Source organism: Dyella marensis (assembly GCF_049532885.1).
GTDB lineage: Bacteria > Pseudomonadota > Gammaproteobacteria > Xanthomonadales > Rhodanobacteraceae > Dyella_D > Dyella_D marensis.
Genome location: NZ_CP064029.1, coordinates 5,236,201 through 5,258,757 on the forward strand (window position 1 = coordinate 5,236,201; position 22,557 = coordinate 5,258,757).

General features: G+C 68.5%; 20 protein-coding genes. 12 read left to right on the forward strand and 8 right to left on the reverse strand.

Features of this window, described 5'->3' with window-relative positions; translation table 11 throughout:
* Window positions 1-179 precede the first annotated feature (179 nt).
* The 5 genes from speA (at window position 180) to ISN75_RS22950 (ending at window position 5,955) form a co-directional block, all read left to right on the forward strand.
* A complete protein-coding gene (speA, locus tag ISN75_RS22930; protein ID WP_343820335.1) occupies window positions 180-2,069 on the forward strand; it encodes a biosynthetic arginine decarboxylase in 1,890 nt (629 codons plus the stop codon).
* A 143-nt stretch (window positions 2,070-2,212) separates the two neighbouring features.
* On the forward strand, window positions 2,213-3,001 hold the full coding sequence (locus ISN75_RS22935; RefSeq protein WP_167252781.1) for a 3-hydroxybutyrate dehydrogenase: 789 nt from the start codon (window positions 2,213-2,215) through the stop codon (window positions 2,999-3,001).
* 107 nt (window positions 3,002-3,108) lie between these two features.
* Window positions 3,109-3,852 (forward strand): acetoacetate decarboxylase, encoded by a 744-nt coding sequence (locus ISN75_RS22940; RefSeq protein WP_343820333.1) that lies wholly within the window; start codon window positions 3,109-3,111, stop codon window positions 3,850-3,852.
* A gap of 4 nt (window positions 3,853-3,856) precedes the next feature.
* Window positions 3,857-5,035, forward strand: coding sequence for a DUF3734 domain-containing protein (locus tag ISN75_RS22945; RefSeq protein ID WP_167252779.1), 1,179 nt, complete (start codon window positions 3,857-3,859; stop codon window positions 5,033-5,035).
* A 56-nt stretch (window positions 5,036-5,091) separates the two neighbouring features.
* On the forward strand, window positions 5,092-5,955 hold the full coding sequence (locus tag ISN75_RS22950; protein WP_343820332.1) for an NAD(P)-dependent oxidoreductase: 864 nt from the start codon (window positions 5,092-5,094) through the stop codon (window positions 5,953-5,955).
* A gap of 152 nt (window positions 5,956-6,107) precedes the next feature.
* On the opposite strand, the gene ISN75_RS22955 is transcribed toward ISN75_RS22950, so the two are convergent.
* From ISN75_RS22955 to radC, 3 genes are all read right to left on the reverse strand, one after another.
* On the reverse strand, window positions 6,108-6,848 hold the full coding sequence (locus ISN75_RS22955) for an SPOR domain-containing protein (protein WP_343820331.1): 741 nt from the start codon (window positions 6,846-6,848) through the stop codon (window positions 6,108-6,110).
* Window positions 6,849-8,540, reverse strand: a complete 1,692-nt coding sequence (gene argS / locus ISN75_RS22960; RefSeq protein ID WP_167252776.1) for an arginine--tRNA ligase — start codon at window positions 8,538-8,540, stop codon at window positions 6,849-6,851.
* A gap of 498 nt (window positions 8,541-9,038) precedes the next feature.
* Complete coding sequence (gene radC, locus ISN75_RS22965; RefSeq protein ID WP_168648875.1) at window positions 9,039-9,710, reverse strand: RadC family protein; 672 nt, start codon at window positions 9,708-9,710, stop codon at window positions 9,039-9,041.
* A 96-nt stretch (window positions 9,711-9,806) separates the two neighbouring features.
* Between radC and coaBC the strand changes: the two genes are divergently transcribed.
* Genes coaBC through ISN75_RS22980 form a run of 3 tightly spaced genes read left to right on the forward strand, consistent with a single transcriptional unit; the run spans window position 9,807 to window position 13,850 of the window.
* Window positions 9,807-11,012: a bifunctional phosphopantothenoylcysteine decarboxylase/phosphopantothenate--cysteine ligase CoaBC gene (gene coaBC / locus ISN75_RS22970; protein WP_167252774.1), complete on the forward strand. Its 1,206-nt coding sequence runs from the start codon at window positions 9,807-9,809 to the stop codon at window positions 11,010-11,012.
* Window positions 11,013-11,026: 14 nt separating this feature from the next.
* Entirely contained in the window at window positions 11,027-11,482 is a 456-nt protein-coding gene (dut, locus tag ISN75_RS22975; RefSeq protein WP_167253737.1) for a dUTP diphosphatase, read from the forward strand.
* 31 nt (window positions 11,483-11,513) lie between these two features.
* Window positions 11,514-13,850, forward strand: coding sequence for a phosphomannomutase/phosphoglucomutase (locus ISN75_RS22980; RefSeq protein ID WP_343820329.1), 2,337 nt, complete (start codon window positions 11,514-11,516; stop codon window positions 13,848-13,850).
* A gap of 68 nt (window positions 13,851-13,918) precedes the next feature.
* On the opposite strand, the gene ISN75_RS22985 is transcribed toward ISN75_RS22980, so the two are convergent.
* From ISN75_RS22985 to ISN75_RS22995, 3 genes are all read right to left on the reverse strand, one after another.
* On the reverse strand, window positions 13,919-14,554 hold the full coding sequence (locus ISN75_RS22985; protein ID WP_343820328.1) for a DUF4124 domain-containing protein: 636 nt from the start codon (window positions 14,552-14,554) through the stop codon (window positions 13,919-13,921).
* A 93-nt stretch (window positions 14,555-14,647) separates the two neighbouring features.
* Entirely contained in the window at window positions 14,648-15,295 is a 648-nt protein-coding gene (gene pyrE / locus ISN75_RS22990; protein ID WP_167252771.1) for an orotate phosphoribosyltransferase, read from the reverse strand.
* 25 nt (window positions 15,296-15,320) lie between these two features.
* Window positions 15,321-15,815 carry a GNAT family N-acetyltransferase gene (locus ISN75_RS22995; RefSeq protein WP_168648878.1) on the reverse strand — a complete coding sequence of 165 codons (495 nt, stop codon included), beginning with the start codon at window positions 15,813-15,815 and terminating at the stop codon, window positions 15,321-15,323.
* Between the two features lie 35 nt (window positions 15,816-15,850).
* Here ISN75_RS22995 and ISN75_RS23000 point away from each other — a divergent pair, with 35 nt between their 5' ends.
* The 3 genes from ISN75_RS23000 to ISN75_RS23010 all read left to right on the forward strand — a co-directional run bounded on the left by ISN75_RS23000 (window position 15,851) and on the right by ISN75_RS23010 (window position 18,387).
* The gene (locus ISN75_RS23000; RefSeq protein WP_168648879.1) at window positions 15,851-16,621 is read left to right on the forward strand and encodes an exodeoxyribonuclease III; all 771 of its coding nucleotides are present in this window, start codon (window positions 15,851-15,853) and stop codon (window positions 16,619-16,621) included.
* The gene (locus tag ISN75_RS23005; RefSeq protein ID WP_246866787.1) at window positions 16,611-17,927 is read left to right on the forward strand and encodes an AmpG family muropeptide MFS transporter; all 1,317 of its coding nucleotides are present in this window, start codon (window positions 16,611-16,613) and stop codon (window positions 17,925-17,927) included. The genes ISN75_RS23000 and ISN75_RS23005 overlap by 11 nt, the downstream gene beginning before the upstream one ends.
* A gap of 148 nt (window positions 17,928-18,075) precedes the next feature.
* Window positions 18,076-18,387: a hypothetical protein gene (locus ISN75_RS23010; RefSeq protein WP_167252768.1), complete on the forward strand. Its 312-nt coding sequence runs from the start codon at window positions 18,076-18,078 to the stop codon at window positions 18,385-18,387.
* Here the strand turns inward: ISN75_RS23010 and ISN75_RS23015 are convergent.
* Complete coding sequence (locus tag ISN75_RS23015) at window positions 18,384-19,511, reverse strand: anhydro-N-acetylmuramic acid kinase (protein ID WP_423385112.1); 1,128 nt, start codon at window positions 19,509-19,511, stop codon at window positions 18,384-18,386. The genes ISN75_RS23010 and ISN75_RS23015 overlap by 4 nt on opposite strands.
* Before the next feature lie 13 nt (window positions 19,512-19,524).
* Window positions 19,525-20,967 carry an OapA family protein gene (locus ISN75_RS23020; RefSeq protein ID WP_168648881.1) on the reverse strand — a complete coding sequence of 481 codons (1,443 nt, stop codon included), beginning with the start codon at window positions 20,965-20,967 and terminating at the stop codon, window positions 19,525-19,527.
* 194 nt (window positions 20,968-21,161) lie between these two features.
* Here ISN75_RS23020 and tyrS point away from each other — a divergent pair, with 194 nt between their 5' ends.
* Entirely contained in the window at window positions 21,162-22,373 is a 1,212-nt protein-coding gene (tyrS, locus tag ISN75_RS23025; RefSeq protein ID WP_167252765.1) for a tyrosine--tRNA ligase, read from the forward strand.
* Window positions 22,374-22,557 lie beyond the last annotated feature (184 nt).

A 22,557-nucleotide genomic window follows, 5' to 3' on the forward strand; every position in this document is an offset into this window, starting at 1 on the left:
GCCATTACAATAGACGGCCGTCCCGCCTGCGACCGGTCGCAGCGGGACCGTAGAGTCCGATCCGGCCCCGCGGCGTGCGAGGCTTCCGGCCGGCCGGCTTCTTCCTCGTCAAGGCTCGCCGCTGCGACGACATGACCGACGGGCGCCCCGCGCCCGCTGACCCCAAGGAATACCCGTCCATGTCGAAGCACTGGAACGCCGATGCCGCCCGTCACACCTACGCCGTCCCGCATTGGGGCGACGGCTATGTGGACGTGGACGAGCACGGCCATATCGTGATGCGCCCGCGCGGCGCCGGCGGCCCGGCCCTGTCGCTGCCGGCCATCGTCGACCGCGCCCGCGCCGAAGGCCTGCGCCTGCCGCTGCTGGTGCGCTTCCCCGACATCCTCGCCGACCGCCTGGCGCGCCTGCAGGGCGCCTTCGCCAAGGCCACCGCGGAGTGGAACTACGGTGGCGGCTACACCGCGGTGTATCCGATCAAGGTCAATCAGCAGCGCGGCGTGGCCGGCGAGCTGGTGGCCGCCGGCGAGCATGGCTTCGGCCTGGAAGCCGGCTCCAAGCCCGAACTGATGGCCGTGCTGGCGATGGCGCGGCCCGGCTCGATCGTGGTGTGCAACGGCTACAAGGACCGCGAATACGTGCGCCTGGCGCTGATCGGCCGCAAGCTCGGCCTGCGCGTGCACATCGTGATCGAGAAGCTCTCCGAGCTCGATCACGTCTTCGCCGAAGCCAAGGCCCTGAACGTGGAGCCGCTGCTGGGCGTGCGCGTGCGCCTGGCCTCGATCGGCGCCGGCAAATGGCAGAACACCGGCGGCGACAAGGGCAAGTTCGGCCTGTCGCCGAACCAGGTGCTGACCCTGGTGCGCCGCCTCGACGAGGCGGGCCTCAAGCACACCCTGAAGCTGCAGCATTTCCACATGGGCTCGCAGATCTCCAACGTGCGCGACATCGCCGCCGGCATGCGCGAGGCCACGCGCTACTACGTGGAGCTGATCCGCATGGGCGTGCCGCTGGAAATCGTCGACGTCGGCGGCGGCCTGGGCGTGGACTACGAAGGCTCGCGCTCGCGCAGCCACAACTCGATCAACTATTCGATCGAGCAGTACGCCTCCACCATCGTGCAGTCGCTGGCCGAAGCCGTGGCCGAGGAAGGCCTGGCCGCGCCGCACATCGTCACCGAGGCTGGCCGCGCCATGACCGCGCACCATGCGGTGATGGTGGTCAACGTCACCGAAGTGGAAGAAGTGCCCGCCGGCAGCATCCCGCCGCCGCGCGAGGAGGAACCGGCCGTGCTGCGCCGCCTGCGCGAGACCTACGAGGAACTGGACGCGCGCCCCGCGCTGGAACTGTTCCACGAGGCCCAGCACCACCTCAACGAAGGCCAGACCCTGTACGCGCTGGGCCAGCTGGCGCTGGAAGACCGCGCGCAGCTGGACGAGATGTACTACGCCATCGCCAACGCGGTGCGCCTGCGCCTGCTGCCGGCCGAGCGCTCGCATCGCCAGGCGCTGGACGAGCTGGACGAGAAGCTGGTGGACAAGTACTTCGTCAACTTCTCGGTGTTCGAGTCGGTGCCGGACATCTGGGCGATCGAGCAGATCTTCCCGATCGCGCCGATCGCGCGCCTGGACGAAGCGCCGACCCGCCGCGGCGTGATCGTCGACCTCACCTGCGATTCGGACGGCCGCATCGACCATTACGTCGACGCCGAAGGCGTGGACGTGAGCCTGCCGCTGCACGCGCTGCGCGAGGACGAAAGCTATCGCCTGGGCATCTTCATGGTCGGCGCGTACCAGGAAACCCTGGGCGACATCCACAACCTGTTCGGCGACACCGACGCGGTGAACGTGCGGGTGGACGGCGACTCGTATGTTTTTGCGCATCGCCGCCGCGGCGACACCACCGACCTGATGCTCGACTATGTCGGCTACGATCTGGATGCCCTGCGCCGCAGCTACCGCGAACGCATCGCGGCCGCGGGCGTCGAGGGCGCGCAGGCGGAGCAGCTGTTTGTCACATTGAACGATGGCTTGACCGGCTATACGTACCTGTCGGAAGGCGCGCACTAAACATGCTCGTCATTCCGGCCTACGCCGGAATGACGGCATAGGGAAGGTTCTTCGTGATGTCCATTCGTCGCATGGATGCGGCATCCCAGCTGTGCGAGCCTTCGTCGTCTCCCGCATCCCCTAGCGAATTCGAAGGAGTGGTTATGGCAGCAAGTCTCGAAGGCAAGGTCGCTCTGATCACCGGCGCCGCCAGCGGCCTGGGCAAGGCCATCGCGGAGCTCTATGCGAAGAACGGCTGCGCCGTGGCGATCGCGGACATCAACCAGCAGGCCGCCGATGCGGCAGCGGCGGAGATCAATGCGGCCGGCGGCAAGGCGATCGGCATCGCCATGGACGTCACCGACGAAGCGGCGGTGAATGCCGGCACCGACAAGGCGGTCGCCGCCTTCGGTGCGCTGGACATCCTGATCTCCAACGCCGGCGTGCAGATCATCAACCCGATCGACCAGTTCGCCTTCGCCGACTGGAAGAAGATGCTGGCGATCCACCTGGACGGCGGCTTCCTCACCACCAAGGCCGCGCTCAAGCACATGTATCAGGGGGACCGCGGCGGCACCGTCATCTACATGGGTTCCGTGCATTCGCACGAAGCGTCGAAGCTGAAGTCGGCCTACGTCACGGCCAAGCACGGCCTGCTGGGCCTGGCCCGCACGCTGGCGAAGGAAGGCGCGGCCCACAACGTGCGTTCGCACGTGATCTGCCCCGGCTTCGTGCGCACGCCGCTGGTGGAGAAGCAGATTCCCGAGCAGGCCAAGGAACTGGGCATCAGCGAAGCGGAAGTGATCAAGAACGTGATGCTGAAGGACACGGTGGACGGCACCTTCACCACCGTCGAGGACATCGCGCAGACCGCGCTCTTCCTCGCCGCGTTCCCGTCGGCCGCGCTGACCGGCCAGTCGGTCGTGGTCAGCCACGGCTGGTACATGCAGTAAGCGTTGCGCGCCTGCCCGGCGAGTGCCGGGCAGGCGTCGTTTTTCTATTGCATGCAGCGTGCGCCCTGCCGGCGCGCGCCCGACGGGATCGCCAGGAGGATGGCTCGATGAAGATCGCCGACGTCAAGGCCAATGCGTTCGCCATGCCGCTGACCAGCCCCGCGTTTCCGCGCGGGCCCTATCGTTTCGTCAACCGCGAGTTCCTGGTCATCACCTACCGCACCGACCTCGACGCGCTGCGCGCCGTGGTGCCGGAGCCGCTGGAGATCACCGAACCGCTGGTGAAGTACGAATTCATCCGCATGCCCGATTCCACCGGCTTCGGCGACTACACCGAGTCGGGCCAGGTGATTCCGGTGAATTTCCGCGGCGTGCACGGCGGCTACGTGCATTCGATGTATTTGAACGACCATCCGCCGATCGCCGGTGGCCGCGAGCTGTGGGGTTTCCCCAAGAAACTGGCCAGCCCGGTGCTGGAAACCGAGATCGACACCCTGGTCGGCACGCTCGACTACGGCAAGGTGCGCGTGGCCAAGGCCACCATGGGCTTCAAGCACGCCGAGGCCGATCGCGCCGCGGTGCTCGCGTCGCTGGCTGCGCCGAATTTCCTGCTCAAGATCATCCCGCACGTGGACGGCAGCCCGCGCATCTGCGAGCTGGTGCGCTACTTCACCACCAATGTCACGCTCAAGGGCGCCTGGACCGGACCGGCCGCGCTGGAGCTGCACTCGCATGCGCTGGCGCCGGTGGCGGACCTGCCGGTGCTGAAGGTGGAATCGGCGCTGCACTTCATCACCGACCTCACCCTGGACCTGGGCGAAGTGGTGTACGACTACCTGGCGGAGGCTTGAGCCCATGGGCAAGGCGACACAAGACGACAGCAAGGAAGCGCTGGCGAAGATGGTGCGCGAGTCGTACTCCACCGTGGCCCTGGTGCTGCAGGGCGGCGGCGCGCTCGGCGCCTACCAGGCCGGCGTGTACCAGGCGCTGGCCGAGGCGGATCTGCGGCCGCGCTGGCTGGCAGGCATTTCGATCGGCGCCTTGAATGCCGCGATCATTGCCGGCAATCCGATCGGCCAGCGCGTGGAGAAGCTGCGCGAATTCTGGGAAACCATCTGCAAGCCGCCGTATTTCCCCGCCACGCCCGCGTTCGACAGCGGCGGCTGGCCGCTGGCGCTGCAGAACGGCTTCAGCAGCCTGGCCGCGTGGCGCGCGCTGCTCGAAGGACAGGCGGGTTTCTTCGTGCCGCGCCTGCCGCCGCCATTCCTGCCGTTCCACCGCGCTTCCGGTCCCGGCGACGTGAGCTGGTACGACACCGCGCCGCTGCGCAGCACGCTGGAGCGGCTGGTGGATTTCGACCGCGTCAACGACCCGCGTTCGATGCGCGTGTCGGTGGGCGCGGTGAACGTGCGCACCGGCAACTTCGCCTACTTCGACAACAGCCACGGCAAGCTGCGGGTGGAGCATTTCATGGCCTCCGGCGCGCTGCCGCCGGGCTTCCCCGCGGTGGAGATCGACGGCGAGTTCTACTGGGACGGCGGCATGGTTTCCAACACGCCGCTGTACAAGGTGCTATCGGACCGGCCCTGCCACGATGCGCTGATCTTCCAGGTCGACCTGTGGCGCGCCACCGGCGAGCTGCCGCGCGATCTGTCCGGCGTGGCCGAGCGCTCCAAGGAAATCCAGTATTCCAGCCGCACCCGCCTGATCACCGAATACATGCGGCTGAACCAGGAAAACCAGCGCCTGCTGCACGACCTGATGGCCCTGGTGCCGGCGGACAAACACGACGATCCGGCTTTCAAGCGCGCGCAGGCGCAGGCTTCCGGCGCGCTGACCAACCTGATCCACCTGATCTACCGCGACAAGCCGTACGAAGGCCATTACAAGGACTACGAGTTCAGCCTGACCAGCATGCACTCGCACTGGGAGAGCGGCCTGGCCGACATGCGCCACACGCTGGCGCATCCGCAGTGGCTGGAGCGGCCCACGGCGGAGAAGCCATTCGTCACGCACGACGTGCACCGCCGCTAACATAGGCCGCTCCGCCTTCCGGGGCGGCCGTGTTTCTCCTCTGCTGGAACTCCCCGATGAGCCTCAAGGCAGCTTTCGTCGGTCTCGGCGCCATGGGCGCGCCGATGGCCGGACATCTGAACTCCAAGGGCCTGCTGCACGCGGTGGCCAACCGCACCCAGGCCAAGGCCGATGCGCTGGCGCGCGAACTGGGCGTGACCGCCCCGCCGCTGGAACAGCTGGCCGCGCAGTGCGATGTGATCGCGCTGTGCGTGACTGCCGATGCCGACGTGCTGGCCACCATCGACACCATGCTGCCGCACTTGAAGCGCGGCGCCATCGTGGTCGACCACTCCACCGTGGCGCCCGACACCGCCAAACGCGCGGCCGCACGGCTGGCGGCGGCCGGCGTGGATTTCCTCGACGCGCCGGTGTCCGGCGGCGTGGAAGGCGCCAAGAACGGCAAGCTCTCGGTGATGGTCGGCGGCGACGCCGCGGTGCTGGAACGCGCGCGTCCGGTGCTGGAAGCCTATGCGCTGCGCGTCACCCACCTGGGCGCCGTCGGCGCCGGCCAGGCCACCAAGGCGGTGAACCAGGTGCTGGTGGCCGGCATCGCGCAGGCGGTGTGCGAGGGCCTGGCGCTGGGCGAGGCGCTGGGACTGGAAGCGGAGCGTCTGCTGCCGACCCTGGGCGCCGGCGCGGCCGGCAGCTGGTTCCTGGAGAAGCGCGGCGCCACCATGCTGCGCGACGAATTCAGCGTGGGCTTCAAGCTGGCCCTGCTGCACAAGGACTTGGGCATCGTGAACCGCATCGCCGAGGGCGCGGGCACGGACCGCACGGTGATCGAAAAGTCGCTGGCCGACTACGCCGAGCTGATGGCGCAGGGTTATGGCGACGACGATATCTCGGCGCTGATCCGGCTCAAGCGCAAGCCGCGCTGAATTTCTCTCTGTTTCCAGCGGAGAGATCCTTCTCCCATCGGGAGAAGGTGGCGGCAGCCGGATGAGGGTACGGCCGGAGCGGTGCACATCACTCTCGCGCTCCGCCCGTACCCTCACCCCAACCCCTCTCCCGGGGGGAGAGGGGCTTCAAGTCAGCGGCCTTCCTTCAGCGCGATCGCATTGAAACCGGCCGAGGACAAGCGCTGCTTGGTCGACTCAAGCTCCGTGGCCGACTTGAACGGGCCAAGGCGCACGCGGTTGTAGGTCTGGCCGTTGACGTTGACCGAAGCCACGTTGGCGACGAAACCCTGCAGCGCCAGCTTGGCCTTCAGGCTTTCCGCATCGGAGGCGCTCGGAAACGCACCCACCTGCAGCAGATAGCCGCCACCGCCCGCGGCCGGCGGCGCGACCGCGGTAGCCGGCGCCGCGGTGACGTTCTCGGTGACCGCGGCCGGCGCATTCGCCGCCGCGGCGCGCTGCGCGGCCGCCTGCTGCTGGGCCTGCTGCGCCGCCTGGGCCTGGGCTTGCGCCTGCTGCGCGGCGGCCTGCTTCTGCTGCTCGGCGCGCGCCTGCGCGCTGATCTCGGCGTCGGGAATGCGCACTTCCTTCTCCGACAGCACCGAGTAGAAATCGAACTGCGGCTTCTTCGGCGCGGCGGGCGTGGAGTCGGCACCGGCCGGTTCCACCGCGCCGGCATCGCTGCCGTGCTGGGCGGTGGCCTGCGCGTTGGGCTGCGGCGCGTCGCCGGCGCGGCCGCCCATGGGCAGCTTGCCGCGCATGGCGAACATCAGCAGCGCGCCGACCGCGATGCCGACGATGGCCCAGCCCCAGGCCGGAAACCCGCCGCTGTTGTTGCGCACGGCCTGACGGCCCTTGCCCTTGCGTGCTGCCATTTACATCTTCTCCGGGGCACTGAGTCCCAGCAAATCCAAACCGTTGCGGATGACCTGGCGTGCCGCGACCGCCAGGGTGATGCGCGCGTTGCGCAGCCCGGCGTCGTCCACGATCCACTTATGCTCGTGATAGTAACTGTGCAGGGCGCCGGCGAGGTCGCGCAGGTACTGCGCGATCAGGTGCGGTTCCAGATTGCCGGCCGCCGCTTCCACCACTTCCGGATAGCGCGACAGCTCCACGAACAGGGCCTGCTCGTGCGCCGTGTCCAGCCGCTCGAAATGCGCCGCGCCCGCGGCGGTATCCAGCGCCGGCAGGCCGCGCTCGGCCAGTTCTTCCAGCACGCGGCAGACGCGGGCATGGGCGTACTGGATGTAATAGACCGGGTTGTCGTTGCTCTGCGAGCGCGCCAGGTCGATGTCGAACACCAGCTGCGAGTCGGCCTTGCGCGAGATCAGGAAGAAGCGCGTGGCGTCCTTGCCCACTTCGTCGATCAGGTCGCGCAGGGTGACGTAGCTGCCGGCGCGCTTGGAGATCTTCACCTCTTCGCCGCCGCGCATCACGGTCACCATCTGGTGCAGCACGTATTCCGGCCAGCCCTTGGGGATGCCGCAGTCCAGCGCCTGCAGGCCGGCCTTCACGCGGGCCAGGCTGCCGTGGTGGTCCGAACCCAGCTCGGTGATGGCGCGCACGTAGCCGCGCTGCCACTTGCTGCGGTGATAGGCCACGTCCGGCACGAAATAAGTGAACGTGCCGTCGGACTTGCGCATCACGCGGTCCTTGTCGTCGCCGAAGTCGGTCGAGCGCAGCCACAGCGCGCCGCCTTCCTCGTAGGTGTGGCCGTGGGCGACCAGCTCGCGCACGGTCTCCTCCACCTTGCCGCCGCTGTACAGCGAGGACTCGAGGAAATAGGTGTCGAAGCCGACGCCGAAGGCTTTCAGGTCCAGGTCCTGTTCGCGGCGCAGGCTGGCCACGGCGAACTGGCGGATGGCCTCGAGGTCGTCGGCATCCTTGGCGCCGGTGACGGTGTGGCCGTCGGCCAGCACGGATTCGCCGGCCATGTAGGCGCGGGCCACGTCGGCGATGTAGTCGCCGCGGTAGCCGTCTTCCGGCCAGCCGGCCTGGTCCGGCGCCAGGCCGCGCGCGCGCGCCTGCGTCGAGATGGCCAGGTTCTGGATCTGCACGCCGGCGTCGTTGTAGTAGAACTCGCGCCGCACCGCCCAGCCGTTGGCGTCGAGCAGGCGGCTCAGGCAGTCGCCGATCGCCGCGGCGCGGCCGTGGCCCACGTGCAGCGGGCCGGTCGGGTTGGCCGAGACGAATTCCACGCCGGCGACCACGCCCTTGCCGCTGTCGTTGCGGCCGTAGGCGTCGCCCTCGCCCAGGATGCGGCGCAGCTCGGCGTGGTAGGCGCCGGGCGCCAGGAAGAAGTTGATGAAGCCGGGGCCGGCGATCTCGATCTTCGCCACCTGCGCATTGGCGGGCAGGGCGGCCACCAGTTTCTCGGCCAGTTCGCGCGGCTTGGCGCGGGCCGGCTTGGCCAGCAGCATGGCGGCGTTGCTGGCGAAATCGCCGTGGTCGCGGCTGCGCGTGCGCTCGATCACGAAGTTCGGCACTTCGAGCTCGGCGGGCAGGGTGGAGTCGTTCTGCAGGGACCGGATGGCCTGCAGCAGCAAATCGCGCAGCGCTTGTTTCACGGGGCTGGGTCTGGCTTCGATGGAACCGGCAATCCTAGCAGAGCGGGGCGGCCCGCTCCGAGGCCTGGGCGGGGCGGCCGAAGGCGGCGAGCGGGCATGCTGCGGCGCGGCTGCGGGGGCTGTGGATAACTCTGTGGGGAAAGTAAGGGCTGGCGGGAGCGTCGCGGGTTTTTGCGCGGCGGAAACGTATATGTCACTTAAATTTCCACGTAGTATCAATAGTTTACATTGACAATTTCACGAGTGTCGACGGAATGACCGCTAAGCGGCGATCTGAGGCCGATGTGCATAAGTCGCGCCGGCCCGGCTTCCGGCGGAGCCCGCCGGCACGTCACTGTCCTGTCATGCCGCACTGCCACAATGCCGCCCGTACCCCAGGCACCCTCCCCGCCGACGGGTATGCGAGACGCCGTCCCTCTCACCTCCCCAAAAACGGCCTGACGGCGCGGTCCCCACCGCGCCGTTATTCTTTCCGGGTCAAACGGCACCCGCCCGCGCTCAGAGCAGGCCCAGCGAGGCCATCGACACCGGTTCGGCGGCGCCGATCACCAGGTGGTCCAGCACGCGCACTTCGACCAGCTGCAGCGCCTCGCGCAGGCTGCGGGTGATGGCGCGGTCGGCCAGGCTGGGCTCGGCCACGCCCGACGGATGGTTGTGGGCGAAGATCACCGCGCTGGCGTTGTGCTTGAGGCAGGCGCGCACCACTTCGCGCGGATGCACGCTGGCGCCGTCGATGGTGCCGCGGAACAGCTCCTCGTAGGCCAGCACGCGGTGGCGGTTGTCCAGGTACAGGCAGGCGAAAACTTCGTAGGGCAGGTGGCGCAGCTTGGCGCGGAGGAAGTCGCCGCTGTCGCGCGGACTGCGCAGCGCGGCGCCCGTGCGCAGCTGTTCGTTCAAGGAGCGGCGCGCCAGCTCCAGCGCGGCGATCACGCGTGCCCGCTTGGCCGGGCCGATGCCGGGCATGCGCGTGGTGGTGTGGGGGTCGGCCAGCAATGCATGGATGCCGCCGGCTTCGGCCAGCAGCTGGCGGCCGAGGGTGAGCGCATCGACGCCGGCCACGCCGCTGCCCAGCAGCACGGCGAGCAGCTCCGCATCCGACAGCGCGGACGTGCCTTGCTGCAGCAGTTTTTCGCGCGGACGTTCCCCGGCTGGCCAGTCTCGAATGCTCATTCGCTCACGATGCCGCAATCGCGCCGGCGCCTGCAGCGGAAGACGCGGTTGATTCCGGTAAGCTTGGCGTCTGCCCGTTTGTCAGGCCTGTCCTACATGCAACTTGCCAACCGTCGCATCCTGCTCGGCGTGTCGGGCGGCATTGCCGCCTACAAAGCCTGCGAGCTGGTCCGCCGCCTGCGCGACCTGGGCGCCCAGGTCCGCGTGGTGATGACGGAAAGCGCCACCCATTTCGTCAGCGCCACCACTTTCCAGGCCCTGTCCGGCGAAGCCGTGCGGGTGAGCCTGTGGGACGAGCAGGCGGAGATGGCCATGGGCCATATCGAGCTGGCGCGCTGGGCCGAACGCATCATCGTCGCGCCCGCCAGCGCCGACCTGATCGCCCGCCTCGCGCATGGCATGGCCAACGACCTGCTCACCACGCTGTGCCTGGCCAGCGCCGCGCCGCTGTACGTGGCGCCGGCGATGAACCAGCAGATGTGGGCGCATCCGGCCGTGCAGGAAAATGTCGACACCCTGCGCCGCCGCGGCGTGCACCTGCTCGGCCCGGCCTCGGGCGACCAGGCCTGCGGCGATATCGGTTCCGGCCGCATGCTCGAAGCGCTGGAATTGCGCGCGGCCCTGGTGGGCTCGTTCGGCGACGGCGCGCTGCGCGGCCTGAAGATGGTGGTGAGCGCGGGGCCGACCTACGAAGACATCGACCCGGTCCGCTTCATCGGCAACCGCAGCTCCGGCCGCATGGGCTTCGCCGTGGCCGGCGCCGCCGCGGATGCCGGCGCGCAGGTGACCCTGGTCGCCGGCCCGGTGCACCTGGCCACGCCGCATGGCGTGGCACGGCGCGTGGACGTGCGCAGCGCCGCCGAAATGCATGCCGCCGTGCTGGCCGCCACCGCCGGGGCGGACATCTACGTCGGCGCCGCCGCGGTGGGCGACTACCGCCCGGCCAGCGTGGCCGGCCAGAAGATCAAGAAGCAGGACGGCGCCGGGCTGACCCTGGCGCTGGCCGAGAATCCCGACATCCTCGCCAGCCTGGCGGCCCAAACCGTGCACCCTTTCCTGGTCGGATTCGCCGCGGAAACGCATGATGTGGCGGATTACGCGCAGGACAAGCTCCGGCGCAAGGGATTGGACATGATCGCCGCAAACCTGGTGGGCAACGGCCTCGGCTTCGAGGCCGCCGACAACGCATTGAACGTGTACTGGCCCGGCGGCTCGCTGGAGCTGCCGCGCGCCGGCAAGGAACAACTCGCCCGCGAGCTGGTGGCGAGCATCGCGCAGCGCTACCGGGCGGTGCGCTCATGACGGTGCGGCCGGGCCTGGTCGACGTCGAACTGAAAATCCTCGATCCACGGCTGGGCGACAGCATCCCGCTGCCGCAGGCGGCGACCGCCGGCAGCGCGGGCATGGACCTGCGCGCCGCGATCGATGCGCCGCTCACTTTGGCTCCCGGCGAAAGCGCGCTGGTGCCCAGCGGCATGGCCATCCATATCGGCGATCCGCTCTGGTGCGCGCTGATCGTGCCGCGCTCGGGCCTGGGCCATAAACACGGGCTCGTCATGGGCAACCTGGTAGGCGTGATCGACGCGGATTACCAGGGGCCGCTGATGATTTCCTGCTGGAACCGCGGCACGCAGCCGTACACCATCGAGGTGGGCGACCGCATCGCCCAGCTGCTGCTGGTGCCGGTGGCGCAGGCCCGCTTGAACGTGGTGACGGAGTTCAAGCCTTCGCAGAGGGGCGAGGGCGGTTTCGGCTCCACCGGCGTCAACTAAGTATTCGAGAGCCTGCAGAGGGGACAGGACGATGGCGATGGACATCGCGATGGAATGGCGCGAGCGCGCGTCCGACTGGCGGCGGCTGTTGCCGCTGGCCGGCGGCACGCTGCTGGTCGTGAGCGGTTTGTTCTGCGCCTGGCAGACCTGGCTGATCGCCGACGAAGGCGCCGCGATCGAGCGCGTGCACCGCGCGCAGGACCAGGCGGCGCAGTCGCTGGCCGAGGAATTGACGCGCGAACGCCACGCCCTGCAGCAGCAGCTCGACGCCCTCGACCCTGCCGCCGCCCAGGCCGACCACGCCTACGCGGCCACCGTGCTGCGCGGCAAGCTGCCGCAGACCCGGGCCGTGGAGTTCTACAGCGGCAGCCTGGACGAGGTGCTGCACGCCAACTACCGCGACTTCGGCTACGCCAGGGCCGCACAGCTGATGGCCGCGCAGACCGCCGACGGCGACACGCTCGCCCAGACCCTGCCCAAGGGCGCCGGCGAGCGCAGCCTCAGCTTCGTGCTGCCGATGGGCGCGCGCCAGCGGCCCAGCGCATGGGTGCTGTTCGAGCTTCCGTTCGCTCCGCTGGAGGAACGTTTCAACGCCGTTCCGCCGGGAAGCGGCAGACTGGAACTTCGCCAGGGCGACGACCGCGGCCGCGGCGACCTGCAGCTGCTCGCCCATGGCTCGGCCTCCGCGCAGAGCGAAGCCACCGGCAAGCCGGTGGCGGGCAGCAACCTGAGCGTGGTCGCCGCCTTGCCCGCGGCCTACATCGTGCTGCCGAAGTCGTGGCCGCTGGCCGCCCTGCTGGCCTTGCTGGGACTGGGCGGCGGCATTTATCTGCTGTGGCTGCGCGGCCGCGTCCCCGGCCTCAACCTTGGCAAGCACAAGACTTCATACGAGGAACCGATTTTGTCCGACCTGATCGACAACACGCCCGAGCCGGCCAAGCCGGAAGCCCGCCCCGCCAAGCCCGCCGCGCCGGCGCCCGGTCCGGTCACGGTGGACCCGACGATCTTCCGCGCGTACGACGTGCGCGGCATCGTCGGCAAGTCGCTCACCGTCGACGTGGCGCGTCTGCTCGGCCAGTCCATCGGCACGGTGATGCGCGAGAAGGGCCTGCGCGAGATCGTGGTGGGCCGCGACGGCCGCCTGTCCGGTCCGGAACTCGCCGGCGCGCTGTCCGACGGCCTGCGTGAGGCCGGCATCGACGTGATCGACGTCGGCGCCGTGCCGACGCCGGTCGTCTACTACGCGGCCTACCGCTTCAACACCGGCAGCGGCGTGGCCGTCACCGGCAGCCACAATCCGCCGGACTACAACGGCTTCAAGATCGTGGTCGGCGGCGAGACCCTGTCCGAAGGCGCCATCCAGGACCTCTACCGCCGCATCGCCGCCAACGAGCTGGAGCGCGGCGGCAAGGGTTCGCTGCGCCATATCGACGTGGTGCCGGACTACGTCGAGCGCATCACCTCCGACGTGCAGGCGGGCCGGCGCATGAAGGTGGTGGTCGACTGCGGCAACGGCATCCCGGGCGCGGTGGCGCCGCAGGTGCTCGAAGGCATCGGCTGCGAAATCATCCCGCTGTACTGCGATGTGGACGGCACCTTCCCGAACCACCATCCGGACCCTTCCGACCCGCACAACCTGGAAGACCTGATCCTGGCGGTGAAGAGCACCGGCGCGGATCTCGGCGTGGCCTTCGACGGCGACGGCGACCGCCTGGGCGTGGTCACCAGGACGGGCGAGATCATCTTCCCCGACCGCACGCTCATGCTGTTCGCGCGCGACGTGCTGTCGCGCCAGCCCGGCGCCACCATCATCTACGACGTGAAGTGCACGGGGCACCTCAAGGGCCAGATCCTCGACGCCGGCGGCAGCCCGCTGATGTGGCGCACCGGCCACTCGCTGATCAAGAGCAAGATGCGCGAGACCGGCGCGGAACTGGCCGGCGAGATGAGCGGCCACTTCTTCTTCAAGGAGCGCTGGTACGGCTTCGACGACGGCATCTATGCCGGCGCCCGCCTGCTGGAGATCCTGGCCGGCGACCTGGAAGAGCGTACGCCGGAAGAGATCTTCGCCACCTGCCCCAAGGGCGTGTCCACGCCGGAGCTGAAGATCGAGATGCAGGAAGGCGAGCACTACAAGTTCATCGAGAAGTTCCGCCAGAGCGCCACCTTCGGCGACGCCGCGCTGACCACCATCGACGGCGTGCGTGCCGACTGGCCGGACGGCTGGGGCCTGGTGCGCCCGTCCAACACCACGCCGATCCTGGTGCTGCGCTTCGACGCCGACAACGACGCGGCGCTCAAGCGCATCCAGCAGGTGTTCCGCGAGCAGCTGCATGCGGTGGATCCGGCGCTGAAGCTGCCGTTCTGATCCGCGGGGCCTTGGCCCAGGCATAAAAAAACGCCACGCATCGCGTGGCGTTTTCTTTTGGGGCCGGTTTACTTCTTGTTCTGCGCGGCTTTCAGGTCGCGGTAGTGCTGCAGCTGGGTGGTCATCCGGGTGCTGGCTGCGTCGCGGGCGGCCTGCTGGCGGTCCAGCGCGGCGCGCTGGCCGGCCACCACGTTGCGCTGCTTGGCGATGCCGTCGTTGAGGAACTTCGGCACCGCCTGCTTGGCGCGTTCCATGTCGCCGGCGCGGGTGAGCAGGTCGGTCAGCGCCTTTTCCTGGCTGTGCAGGTTGATCTGGGTGGTGCGGATCTGCTGGTCGATATTGTCGATTTCCTGCTGCAGCGAGGCCTTGTAGTCGGCCTCGCTGGGGTAGGCGGCCAGCATCTGCGCGTCGTTGCGCGAGCGGTCCTGCGCCGCGCGCTGCTGCGCGGCCTGTTCCTCGGCGGCCTTGCGGGCGGCCTCGCGTTCCTCGGGATTGAGCTGGCGCTCGACGTGGCGCATGACCAGGCCGCGGTCGTTGACCACGTCGTAGCCGTACTTGATGGCTTCGCCGGTGAGGCTGTCGCTGTAGTGCGGCAGGCCCTGGCCGTCGCGCCACTTGTAGCGCATGCCGTTGGTGTTTTCCGTCTGCGCATGGGCGCAGGCGACCGCGATGGCGGCGGCTAGGATCAGACTGGTTCGACGCATGGAATTCCCCCTGTGAATTGGGAGTATAGCCTTCGCCCCTGCATGGTCCGGCTCAGGCATGTTCGCGGATGTGACGCCGTTCGCCCCGTGGCCTCAGGCCGCCACGCCATAGCGTTCCCGATAGGCCATCAAGCGTTCGTATTCGTCCGCCAGCTCCGGCCGCTCGCCGGCGTAGGCCATCACGTCGCTGAGGCTGGTGATGGCGATGACCGGGATGCCGTAGTCGGCGGCCACCTCCTGGGCGGCCGACAGCGCGCCGGTGCCGCGCTCCTGGCGGTCCAGCGCGATCAGCACGCCGGCCGGCGTGGCGCCCTGCGCGCGGATCAGCGCCAGCGATTCGCGCACGGCGGTGCCTGCGGTCATCACGTCGTCCACGATCAGCACGCGCCCCTGCAGCGGCGCGCCGACCAGCACGCCGCCTTCGCCGTGGTCCTTGGCTTCCTTGCGGTTGTAGGCCCAGGGCAGGTCGCGGCCATGTTCGTCGGCCAGCGCGATGGCGGTGGCCGCGGCCAGCGGGATGCCCTTGTAGGCGGGGCCGAACAGCATGTCCACCGGCACGCCCGAGTTCACCAGGGCCGAGGCGTAGGCGCGGCCCAGGCGGGCCAGCGCGGCGCCGGAATCGATGCGGCCCATATTGAAGAAGTACGGGCTCTGGCGGCCGGATTTGAGCGTGAACTCGCCGAAGCGCAGCACGTCGCGCTGCAGGGTGAGTTCGATGAAGTCGCGCTGGTAGTCGTGCACGGCGGAGTTCTCGTCGGAAGCGGATTCAGGGCAAGGGGAGCCACATCAGATGCTGCGGCCCGGAACGCCCGCCATGGTACAGCTCACCGCTGTCCTCGAAGCCGGCGCGCCGGTACAGCGCCAGCGCGGGCAGGTTGCGGCAGTTGACGGTTAGCACCAGCAGGCGGGCTTCGGGATGGCGCGTGGCCAGGTCGGCGACCAGCGCGGGCACGGCGGCGGCGCCGAAGCCGCGTCCTTGCCAGTCGGCGCCGATGAAGAACGAGCGCAGGCCCAGCGCGGGTACGGCGTAGTCGCGCTCCGCGATGGTGCTGGCGTGCTGCTCGATCCGGTAGAAACCCACCGGCGTATGGCCGTGCAGGATCGCCATCGGCGTGCTGCCGTGGCATTGCTCGGCATCGGCCAGCGAGGCCTCGATCGGGCTGACGAAGGCGTACTGGTCGGGATGCACGCGCAGGGCCAGCACGGCGGGGCGGAACGCGGGCGCGACAGGCGCGACGCGGATGGCGGGCGATTCGGACATGGTTGCTATGATGGCGTATCCACCGAGGACCCCGCATGCGCATCGTCAGCCTGAACGCCAATGGCATCCGCTCCGCCGCCAACAAAGGCGTGTTCGACTGGTTGCGCAAGCAGAAGGCCGACGTGGTCTGCCTGCAGGAAACCAAGGCGCAGGAAGACCAGCTCAGCGACCCGATGTTCCGCCCCGACGGCCACCATTGCTTCTACCGCGACGCCAGCACCAAGAAGGGCTACAGCGGCGTGGCGATCTACGCTAGGCGCGAGCCGGACCAGGTGCTGACCTCGCTGGGCTGGGCGCCGTTCGACGACGAGGGGCGCTATATCGAGGCGCGCTTCGGCAACCTGAGCGTGGTGTCGCTGTACGTGCCTTCGGGTTCCTCCGGCGACGAACGCCAGCAGTTCAAGTTCCAGGTGATGGAGTGGATCACGCCGATCTTCCAGCAGTGGCTGGAGAGCGGCCGCGACTACGTCATCTGCGGCGACTGGAACATCGTGCACACCAAGGACGACATCAAGAACTGGAGCTCCAACCAGAAGAACTCCGGCTGCCTGCCCGAGGAGCGCGCCTGGCTGGACCTGCTGTTCAAGCAGCGCGGCTGGGTGGACAGCTTCCGCGCGATCAAGCCCGATGCGGTGGAATACACCTGGTGGTCCAACCGCGGCCGCGCGCGCGAGAACAACGTGGGTTGGCGCATCGACTACCAGGTGGTCACGCCCTCGCTGCGCCAGCGCCTGAAGAGCTGCTCGATCTACCGCGACGAGCGCTTCTCCGACCACGCGCCCTATACGGTCGACTATGCCGACTGAGCCGGCGGCGAAGCCCGGCGCGCAGTCGCCCAGGCGTCCGTCGGTGTGGCAGGCGTTTTCCCAGCCGGCCGCCTGGACCATGTGCCTGCTCGGCTTTTCCTCCGGCCTGCCGTTCCTGCTGGTGGCCGGCACCCTGGCTTACTGGCTGAAGGAAAACGGCGTCGAGCTGAAAGAAATCACCATGATCGCCAGCGCGGGCATGTTCTACGCGTTCAAGTTCGTGTGGGCGCCGCTGCTCGATCACTGGAAGCTGCCGCTGTTCCGCCGCCTGGGCCAGCGCCGCGGCTGGCTGCTGTTCTCGCAGCTGGTGGTGGCCGGCGGCCTGCTGGCGATGGCCGCGCTGACGCCGGCCAACCTGGGGCCATTCATTGCCGCCACCCTGGTGGTGGCGTTCTTCGGCGCCACCCAGGACATCGCGGTGGACGCCTACCGCATCGAGATCGCCTCGGTGGAGGCGCAGGGCGCGCTGGTGGCCACCTATGCGCTGGGTTATCGCATCGGCCTGATGGTCGCAGGCGCCCTAGCCACCATCATGGCCGACCATGTGCCATGGAGTTTGATCTACATGGTGATGGCGATGGGTATGGGTCTACCGATCCTGACTACGCTGCTGGCGCGTGAGCCAGACGTTGAGCGTACGGCGCCACGTAACTGGGGCGAGGCAATGCGCGAAGCGGTGATCGACCCGTTCGCGGACTTCTTCCGCCGTTACGGCTGGCTGTTGGCGGGTATAACGCTGGCGTTCATTCTCCTGTTCAAGATCCCTGAGCAGGCCACCATCGGCGGCGTGATGAGCCCGTTTTACTTAGATATGGGGTTCACCAAGACGCAGATCGGCACGATAAGCAAGATTTACGGCGTTTGGATTGGCATCCTGGGCGTCTTCATCGGCGGCGCCGCGGTGGCGCGCTGGGGCGCGTGGCGCACGCTGGGCGCCAGCATCGTGCTGTGCGGCGCCAGCAACCTGCTGTACCTGCTGGTGATCATGTATCCGGGCAACCTGCTGGTGCTGACCCTGGTGATCTCCGGCGAGAACCTGACGCTGGGCATCCTGGGACCGCCGACCGTGGCCTTCCTGTCCTCGCTGGTCAACCGTCAGCACACCGCCACGCAGTACGCGCTGCTCAGTTCCCTGGTGAACCTGCCGGGCAAGCTGCTGGGCTTCTTCGCCGGCGGCATCGCCACGGCCACCGGTTACGGCACTTACTTCGTGATCACCGTGATCGCGGTGCTGCCGGCCACCGCGCTGTTCCTGTACCTGTGGCCGCACTACCGCGCGGAAGAACGGGCCCGCGGCACCGGCTGACCGGGGCCCCGCAACTGCGATGGCGTTCGCCGCACGAGTGCGAACCTGACCACGGATTCCCCCGGATGGCCGACTTGCAAGCCGGCCGCCGCCTGTACACCATGATGCCGGTCAGGGGGCCCATGCGTGGACAGACGGAGTAGCGCCTGTGCCGGACATCGTGATTCGCCATATCGACAATCTCATGGCCGAGCGCATCAAGTCGCTGGCCAAGGACCGCCAGTGGTCGATCAATGACGTGGTGCTGCACGCACTGCGCCACGGATTGGGCATGGCGCCGAGCGGCAACGTGTTTGCCGAAACCATGCTCGACCCGGGCGAGCTGACCGTGCTCAGCGGCCAGTGGGATGCGCGCGAGAAAGCCGCCTTCCAGGAAGCCGTGCAGGCGCTGTCGATGGCGCAGCCCACCCAGCTGTCGCCGTCGCAGCTCGCTTTGTCCGAAGAGCCGCTGGGCGGCTAGGCCATTCGGAGCGGCGCGGGATAGACCGCGCCGAGCACGCGCGGGCCGCGTGCGCCCGTGACCGCGGGCAGGTTGCCGGGCCGTCCGAGCAGGCGCTGCCGGGCCAGCCAGGCGAAGGCGGTCGCCTCCAGGTAATCCGGATCCACCCCTTCTTCCGCCGTGCTGCGCACCCGGGCCGGGTCGAGCAGGGCCGCCAGGCGCCGCATCAGCGCGCCGTTATGCACGCCGCCGCCGCAGGCCAATACCTCTATGACATCCGGTGCGTGCCGCGCGAGCGCCTCGGCCACGCTGCGGGCGGACAGTTCCAGCAAAGTGGCCTGCACCTCGGCCGGCGGCAGTTCGGCGACGCGCGCATGCCGATCGAGCCAGGCCAGGTGGAAGTGTTCGCGGCCGGTGCTCTTGGGCGCGGGAAGGGCGAAGTAGGGATCGGCCAGCAGCGCTGCCAGCAGCGGCGCATCGACCGTGCCGCTCAGCGCGAAGGCGCCATCGCGGTCGTAGGCCGTGCCGCGGTGGCGCAGGCACCAGGCATCCATCAAGCCGTTGGCCGGGCCGGTATCGAAGCCGAACACATGGCCGTCCGCGCGCAGCACCGTGATGTTGGCGATGCCGCCGAGATTGAGCACCACGCGGGTGCGCCCCGCCGCGCCCAGCAGCATGGCGTGCACGGCCGGCAGCAGGGGCGCGCCCTGGCCGCCGGCGGCGACGTCGGCGCGGCGGAAGTCGGCCACCACGTCGATGCCGCAGCGCTCGGCGATCACCGCAGGGTCGCCCACCTGCAGGGTGAAAGGATGTTCGCCCTGCGGCCGGTGGCGCAGCGTCTGGCCGTGCGAGCCGACCGCGCGCACGGCGCTGGCGGGCGTGCCGCTGTCGGCGAGCAGGCGCAGCGTGGCGTCGGCGAAGCATTGGCCGATGGCGACGTCGAGGCGGCCGTAGGCGTCGAGGTCCAGCCGCGTTTCGTCCTGCGCCACTGCCAGGATGCGCGCGCGCAGTTCCGCCGGCCACGGATGGACCAGGGCGGCGACGAGTTCGGGGCGGTCCTGTTCGAAGCGCACCAGCGCGGCGTCGATGCCGTCCGCGCTGGTGCCGGAAATCAGGCCGATATAAAGCGAGGGAGCTTCAGCCACGTGCAGCCGCGGCTCAGTCGTCGTTGCGCTTGGCGCCATCCACGCGGGCCAGCTTGACGTTGGCGTCCAGTGCCTTCAGGCGGGCCAGCTGCGGCTGCACCACCGTCGACTTGAACTTGGCCAGCTGCACGGCCGGCAGCGGCTCGGGCTTGGGCAAGGTGACCTTCTGCGGGTCGCGCTGCACGTCGTTGATGCGGAATTCGTAATGCAGGTGCGGGCCGGTGGCCAGGCCCGTCATGCCGACATAGCCGATCACCGAACCCTGGCTCACGCGCTGGCCCACGCGCTCGCTGGCGAACTTCGACATATGGCCGTAGGCGGTGCTGATCGAGCTGTTGTGCTGGATGATCACGAAGTTGCCGTAGCCGTTCATCCAGCCCTTGAACTTGATCACGCCGTCGCCCGCCGCATGGATCGGCGTGCCGGTGGGCGCGGCGTAGTCCACGCCCTTGTGCGCGCGCATCAGGCCCAGCACCGGGTGCATGCGCGCCGCGCTGAACTGCGAGGAGATGCGGGTGAAGTCGACCGGGATGCGCAGGAAGGATTTCTGGATCGGGCGGCCGTCCTCGCTGAACCAGCCGTAGGAGCCGTCATCCTTCTTGAAGCGGTACGCCGTGTAGCGCTCGCCCTGGTTGACGAATTCCGCGGCGACGATCTCGCCTTCGTGCAGGTAGGCGCCGTCGCGGTAGATGTCGTCGTAGATGACGGTGAAGGTGTCGCCTTCGCGCAGGTCCTGCACGAAGTCGACGTCGTATTTGAAGAGGTCGGCCAGCTTCAGCACCATCGCCGTGCTCATGCCGGCCTTGGCGCCGGCGGCGAACAGCGAGCTGTCGATGGTGCCGTGCACGACGTGCTCGCGGCGTTCCACTTCGCGCGCCTGCGCGGTCATGCTCGGCTTGCTGCCGTCGAAGCGGACGATGACGCGGCTGGCTTCGTCCTTGTCGAAGCGGATGCCGCGCAGGCCGCCGTCGCCGGACAGCAGGAAGTCGAACTCCTGGCCCGGGCGGATGTTGTGCAGCGCCTTGGCGGCGTCGCCGGCCTGGTCCATCACGTTCTGCAGGTCGGTGAGGCTGAGGCCCTGGCCCTGGAAGATGTCCGACAGCGTCTGGCCCGGCTGCACCTGCACGATGCGCCAGTCTTCCACCGTGGGCGTGCGCACCGTGGTCGGCAGCGCCTTGGGCAAGGCCAGCGGCATAAGGGCATGCGCGGAAGAAACCGGATCGGGCCGCATCGCGCTGGCCCAGGCGGGAATGATGAAGCCGGAAAGCGCGGTAAGCAGCAGGGCCGTGCCGGCGAGCATCCAGCGTTCGCGATGCCAGCGGATAGGCTCGGCCTCGCTGTGGTTGCTGAAGGACCAGTGCGAGAAGCGTTCGTAGAAGTGGGAGTGGCGTCGTTGCGCCTTGCGGCGAATAGCCTGTTTGCGCGCCGCGCGCGCGATCTTGTTCGCCTCTCCCATGCCCCGTGTGCCCCGCGGTACAAATTTATGTAATGCCGCGTACCATAACGGCCCTGTGCAAAGTGCGTCAACGCCTTTCCCATCAAGGGTTTGCGTGAATTTTCTGGTTAACGCACAATTAACCTCCCGACGTGATGGCCGTCGCTTCTCCGAGCCATTTCCCTGGACCATCAAACACCGGAATTGAGGACTACATGAGCGAGCTTGAGCAGGCGCTGGCCACCATCGCGCGCGGCGCCGACGAAATCATCAAGCAGGAGGATCTGGTCGAGCGGCTGAAGACCGGGCGTCCGCTGCGCATCAAGGCGGGCTTCGACCCGACCGCGCCGGACCTGCACCTGGGCCACACCGTGCTGCTCAACAAGATGCGGCAGTTCCAGGACCTAGGCCACCAGGTGATTTTCCTGATCGGCGACTTCACCGGCATGATCGGCGACCCGACCGGCAAGAACGTCACGCGCAAGCCGCTCACCCGCGAGGACGTGCTGCGCAACGCCGAGACCTACGCCGAGCAGGTCTACAAGGTGCTGGACCGCGACAAGACCGAGCTGCGCTTCAATTCCGAGTGGTTCGGCACGATGAGCGCGGCCGACATGATCCGCCTGGCCGCGCAGCACACCGTGGCGCGCATGCTGGAGCGCGACGACTTCGCCAAGCGCTATGCCGCGCAGCAGTCGATCGCCATCCACGAATTCCTCTACCCGCTGGTGCAGGGCTACGACTCGGTGGCGCTGCAGTGCGACGTGGAGCTGGGCGGCACCGACCAGAAGTTCAATCTGCTGATGGGGCGCGCGCTGCAGGAGCATCACGGGCAGCCGCCGCAGATCGTGCTGACCATGCCGCTGCTGGAAGGCCTGGACGGCGTACAGAAGATGTCCAAGTCGCTGGGCAACTACATCGGCATCAATGAGCCGGCCATCGACATCGTCACCAAGACGCTGAAGATCGGCGACGAGTTGATGTGGCGGTGGTTCGAGCTGCTGAGCTTCGAGGTGTCGCTCGAGGAGCTCGCTCGTATGAAGAGCGAAGTGGCCAGCGGCGCGCTCAACCCGCGCGACGCCAAGCTGCGCCTGGCGCGCGAGCTGGCGGCGCGCTTTCACGGCGCGGCCGCGGCGGAGCAGGCGATTGCCGGCTGGCATGCGGTGGTGCGCGGGGAGGGCGATACCAGCCTGCTGCCGCTGACCGAGATCGCCGTGCCGGCGGAAGGCCTGCGCCTGCCGGCGCTGCTGACCGCGGCGGGGCTGACGCCCAGCAATGCGGAAGCGAACCGCAAGCTCAAGGAGCGTGCGGTGCGCATCGATTCGGAAGTGGTGGAAGACGCCCAGCGCACGTTCGGCCCAGGCTTCGAAGGCGTGCTGCAGATCGGCAAGCGCAACTTCGCGCGCGTCGCCTTGAAGCTGGCTTGAGGCTCGCGCGGCGGCCGCCATGGCCGCCGCGCGGCGTTGCCGCGCATCGATCCATGAAAGAACAAGCGCTTACGAGAAATTTGAAAAAAACTTCACGAAATGGCTTGCCAGGCCGGTAGGCCCTCCCTATTATTCGCCTCCCCGCCGCGACGGCTTCCCCGCAACGGCAACAACGGCAGCAAGA

Bases quoted from the DNA above. Each gene is read 5' to 3' on its own strand.
- speA (WP_343820335.1), top strand. From the start codon at position 180: ATGTCGAAGCACTGGAACGCCGATGCCGCCCGTCACACCTACGCCGTC.
- ISN75_RS22935 (WP_167252781.1), top strand. From the start codon at position 2,213: ATGGCAGCAAGTCTCGAAGGCAAGGTCGCTCTGATCACCGGCGCCGCC.
- ISN75_RS22940 (WP_343820333.1), top strand. From the start codon at position 3,109: ATGAAGATCGCCGACGTCAAGGCCAATGCGTTCGCCATGCCGCTGACC.
- ISN75_RS22945 (WP_167252779.1), top strand. From the start codon at position 3,857: ATGGGCAAGGCGACACAAGACGACAGCAAGGAAGCGCTGGCGAAGATG.
- ISN75_RS22950 (WP_343820332.1), top strand. From the start codon at position 5,092: ATGAGCCTCAAGGCAGCTTTCGTCGGTCTCGGCGCCATGGGCGCGCCG.
- ISN75_RS22955 (WP_343820331.1), bottom strand. From the start codon at position 6,848: ATGGCAGCACGCAAGGGCAAGGGCCGTCAGGCCGTGCGCAACAACAGC.
- radC (WP_168648875.1), bottom strand. From the start codon at position 9,710: ATGAGCATTCGAGACTGGCCAGCCGGGGAACGTCCGCGCGAAAAACTG.
- coaBC (WP_167252774.1), top strand. From the start codon at position 9,807: ATGCAACTTGCCAACCGTCGCATCCTGCTCGGCGTGTCGGGCGGCATT.
- ISN75_RS22980 (WP_343820329.1), top strand. From the start codon at position 11,514: ATGGCGATGGACATCGCGATGGAATGGCGCGAGCGCGCGTCCGACTGG.
- ISN75_RS22985 (WP_343820328.1), bottom strand. From the start codon at position 14,554: ATGCGTCGAACCAGTCTGATCCTAGCCGCCGCCATCGCGGTCGCCTGC.
- ISN75_RS22995 (WP_168648878.1), bottom strand. From the start codon at position 15,815: ATGTCCGAATCGCCCGCCATCCGCGTCGCGCCTGTCGCGCCCGCGTTC.
- ISN75_RS23000 (WP_168648879.1), top strand. From the start codon at position 15,851: ATGCGCATCGTCAGCCTGAACGCCAATGGCATCCGCTCCGCCGCCAAC.
- ISN75_RS23005 (WP_246866787.1), top strand. From the start codon at position 16,611: ATGCCGACTGAGCCGGCGGCGAAGCCCGGCGCGCAGTCGCCCAGGCGT.
- ISN75_RS23020 (WP_168648881.1), bottom strand. From the start codon at position 20,967: ATGGGAGAGGCGAACAAGATCGCGCGCGCGGCGCGCAAACAGGCTATT.
- tyrS (WP_167252765.1), top strand. From the start codon at position 21,162: ATGAGCGAGCTTGAGCAGGCGCTGGCCACCATCGCGCGCGGCGCCGAC.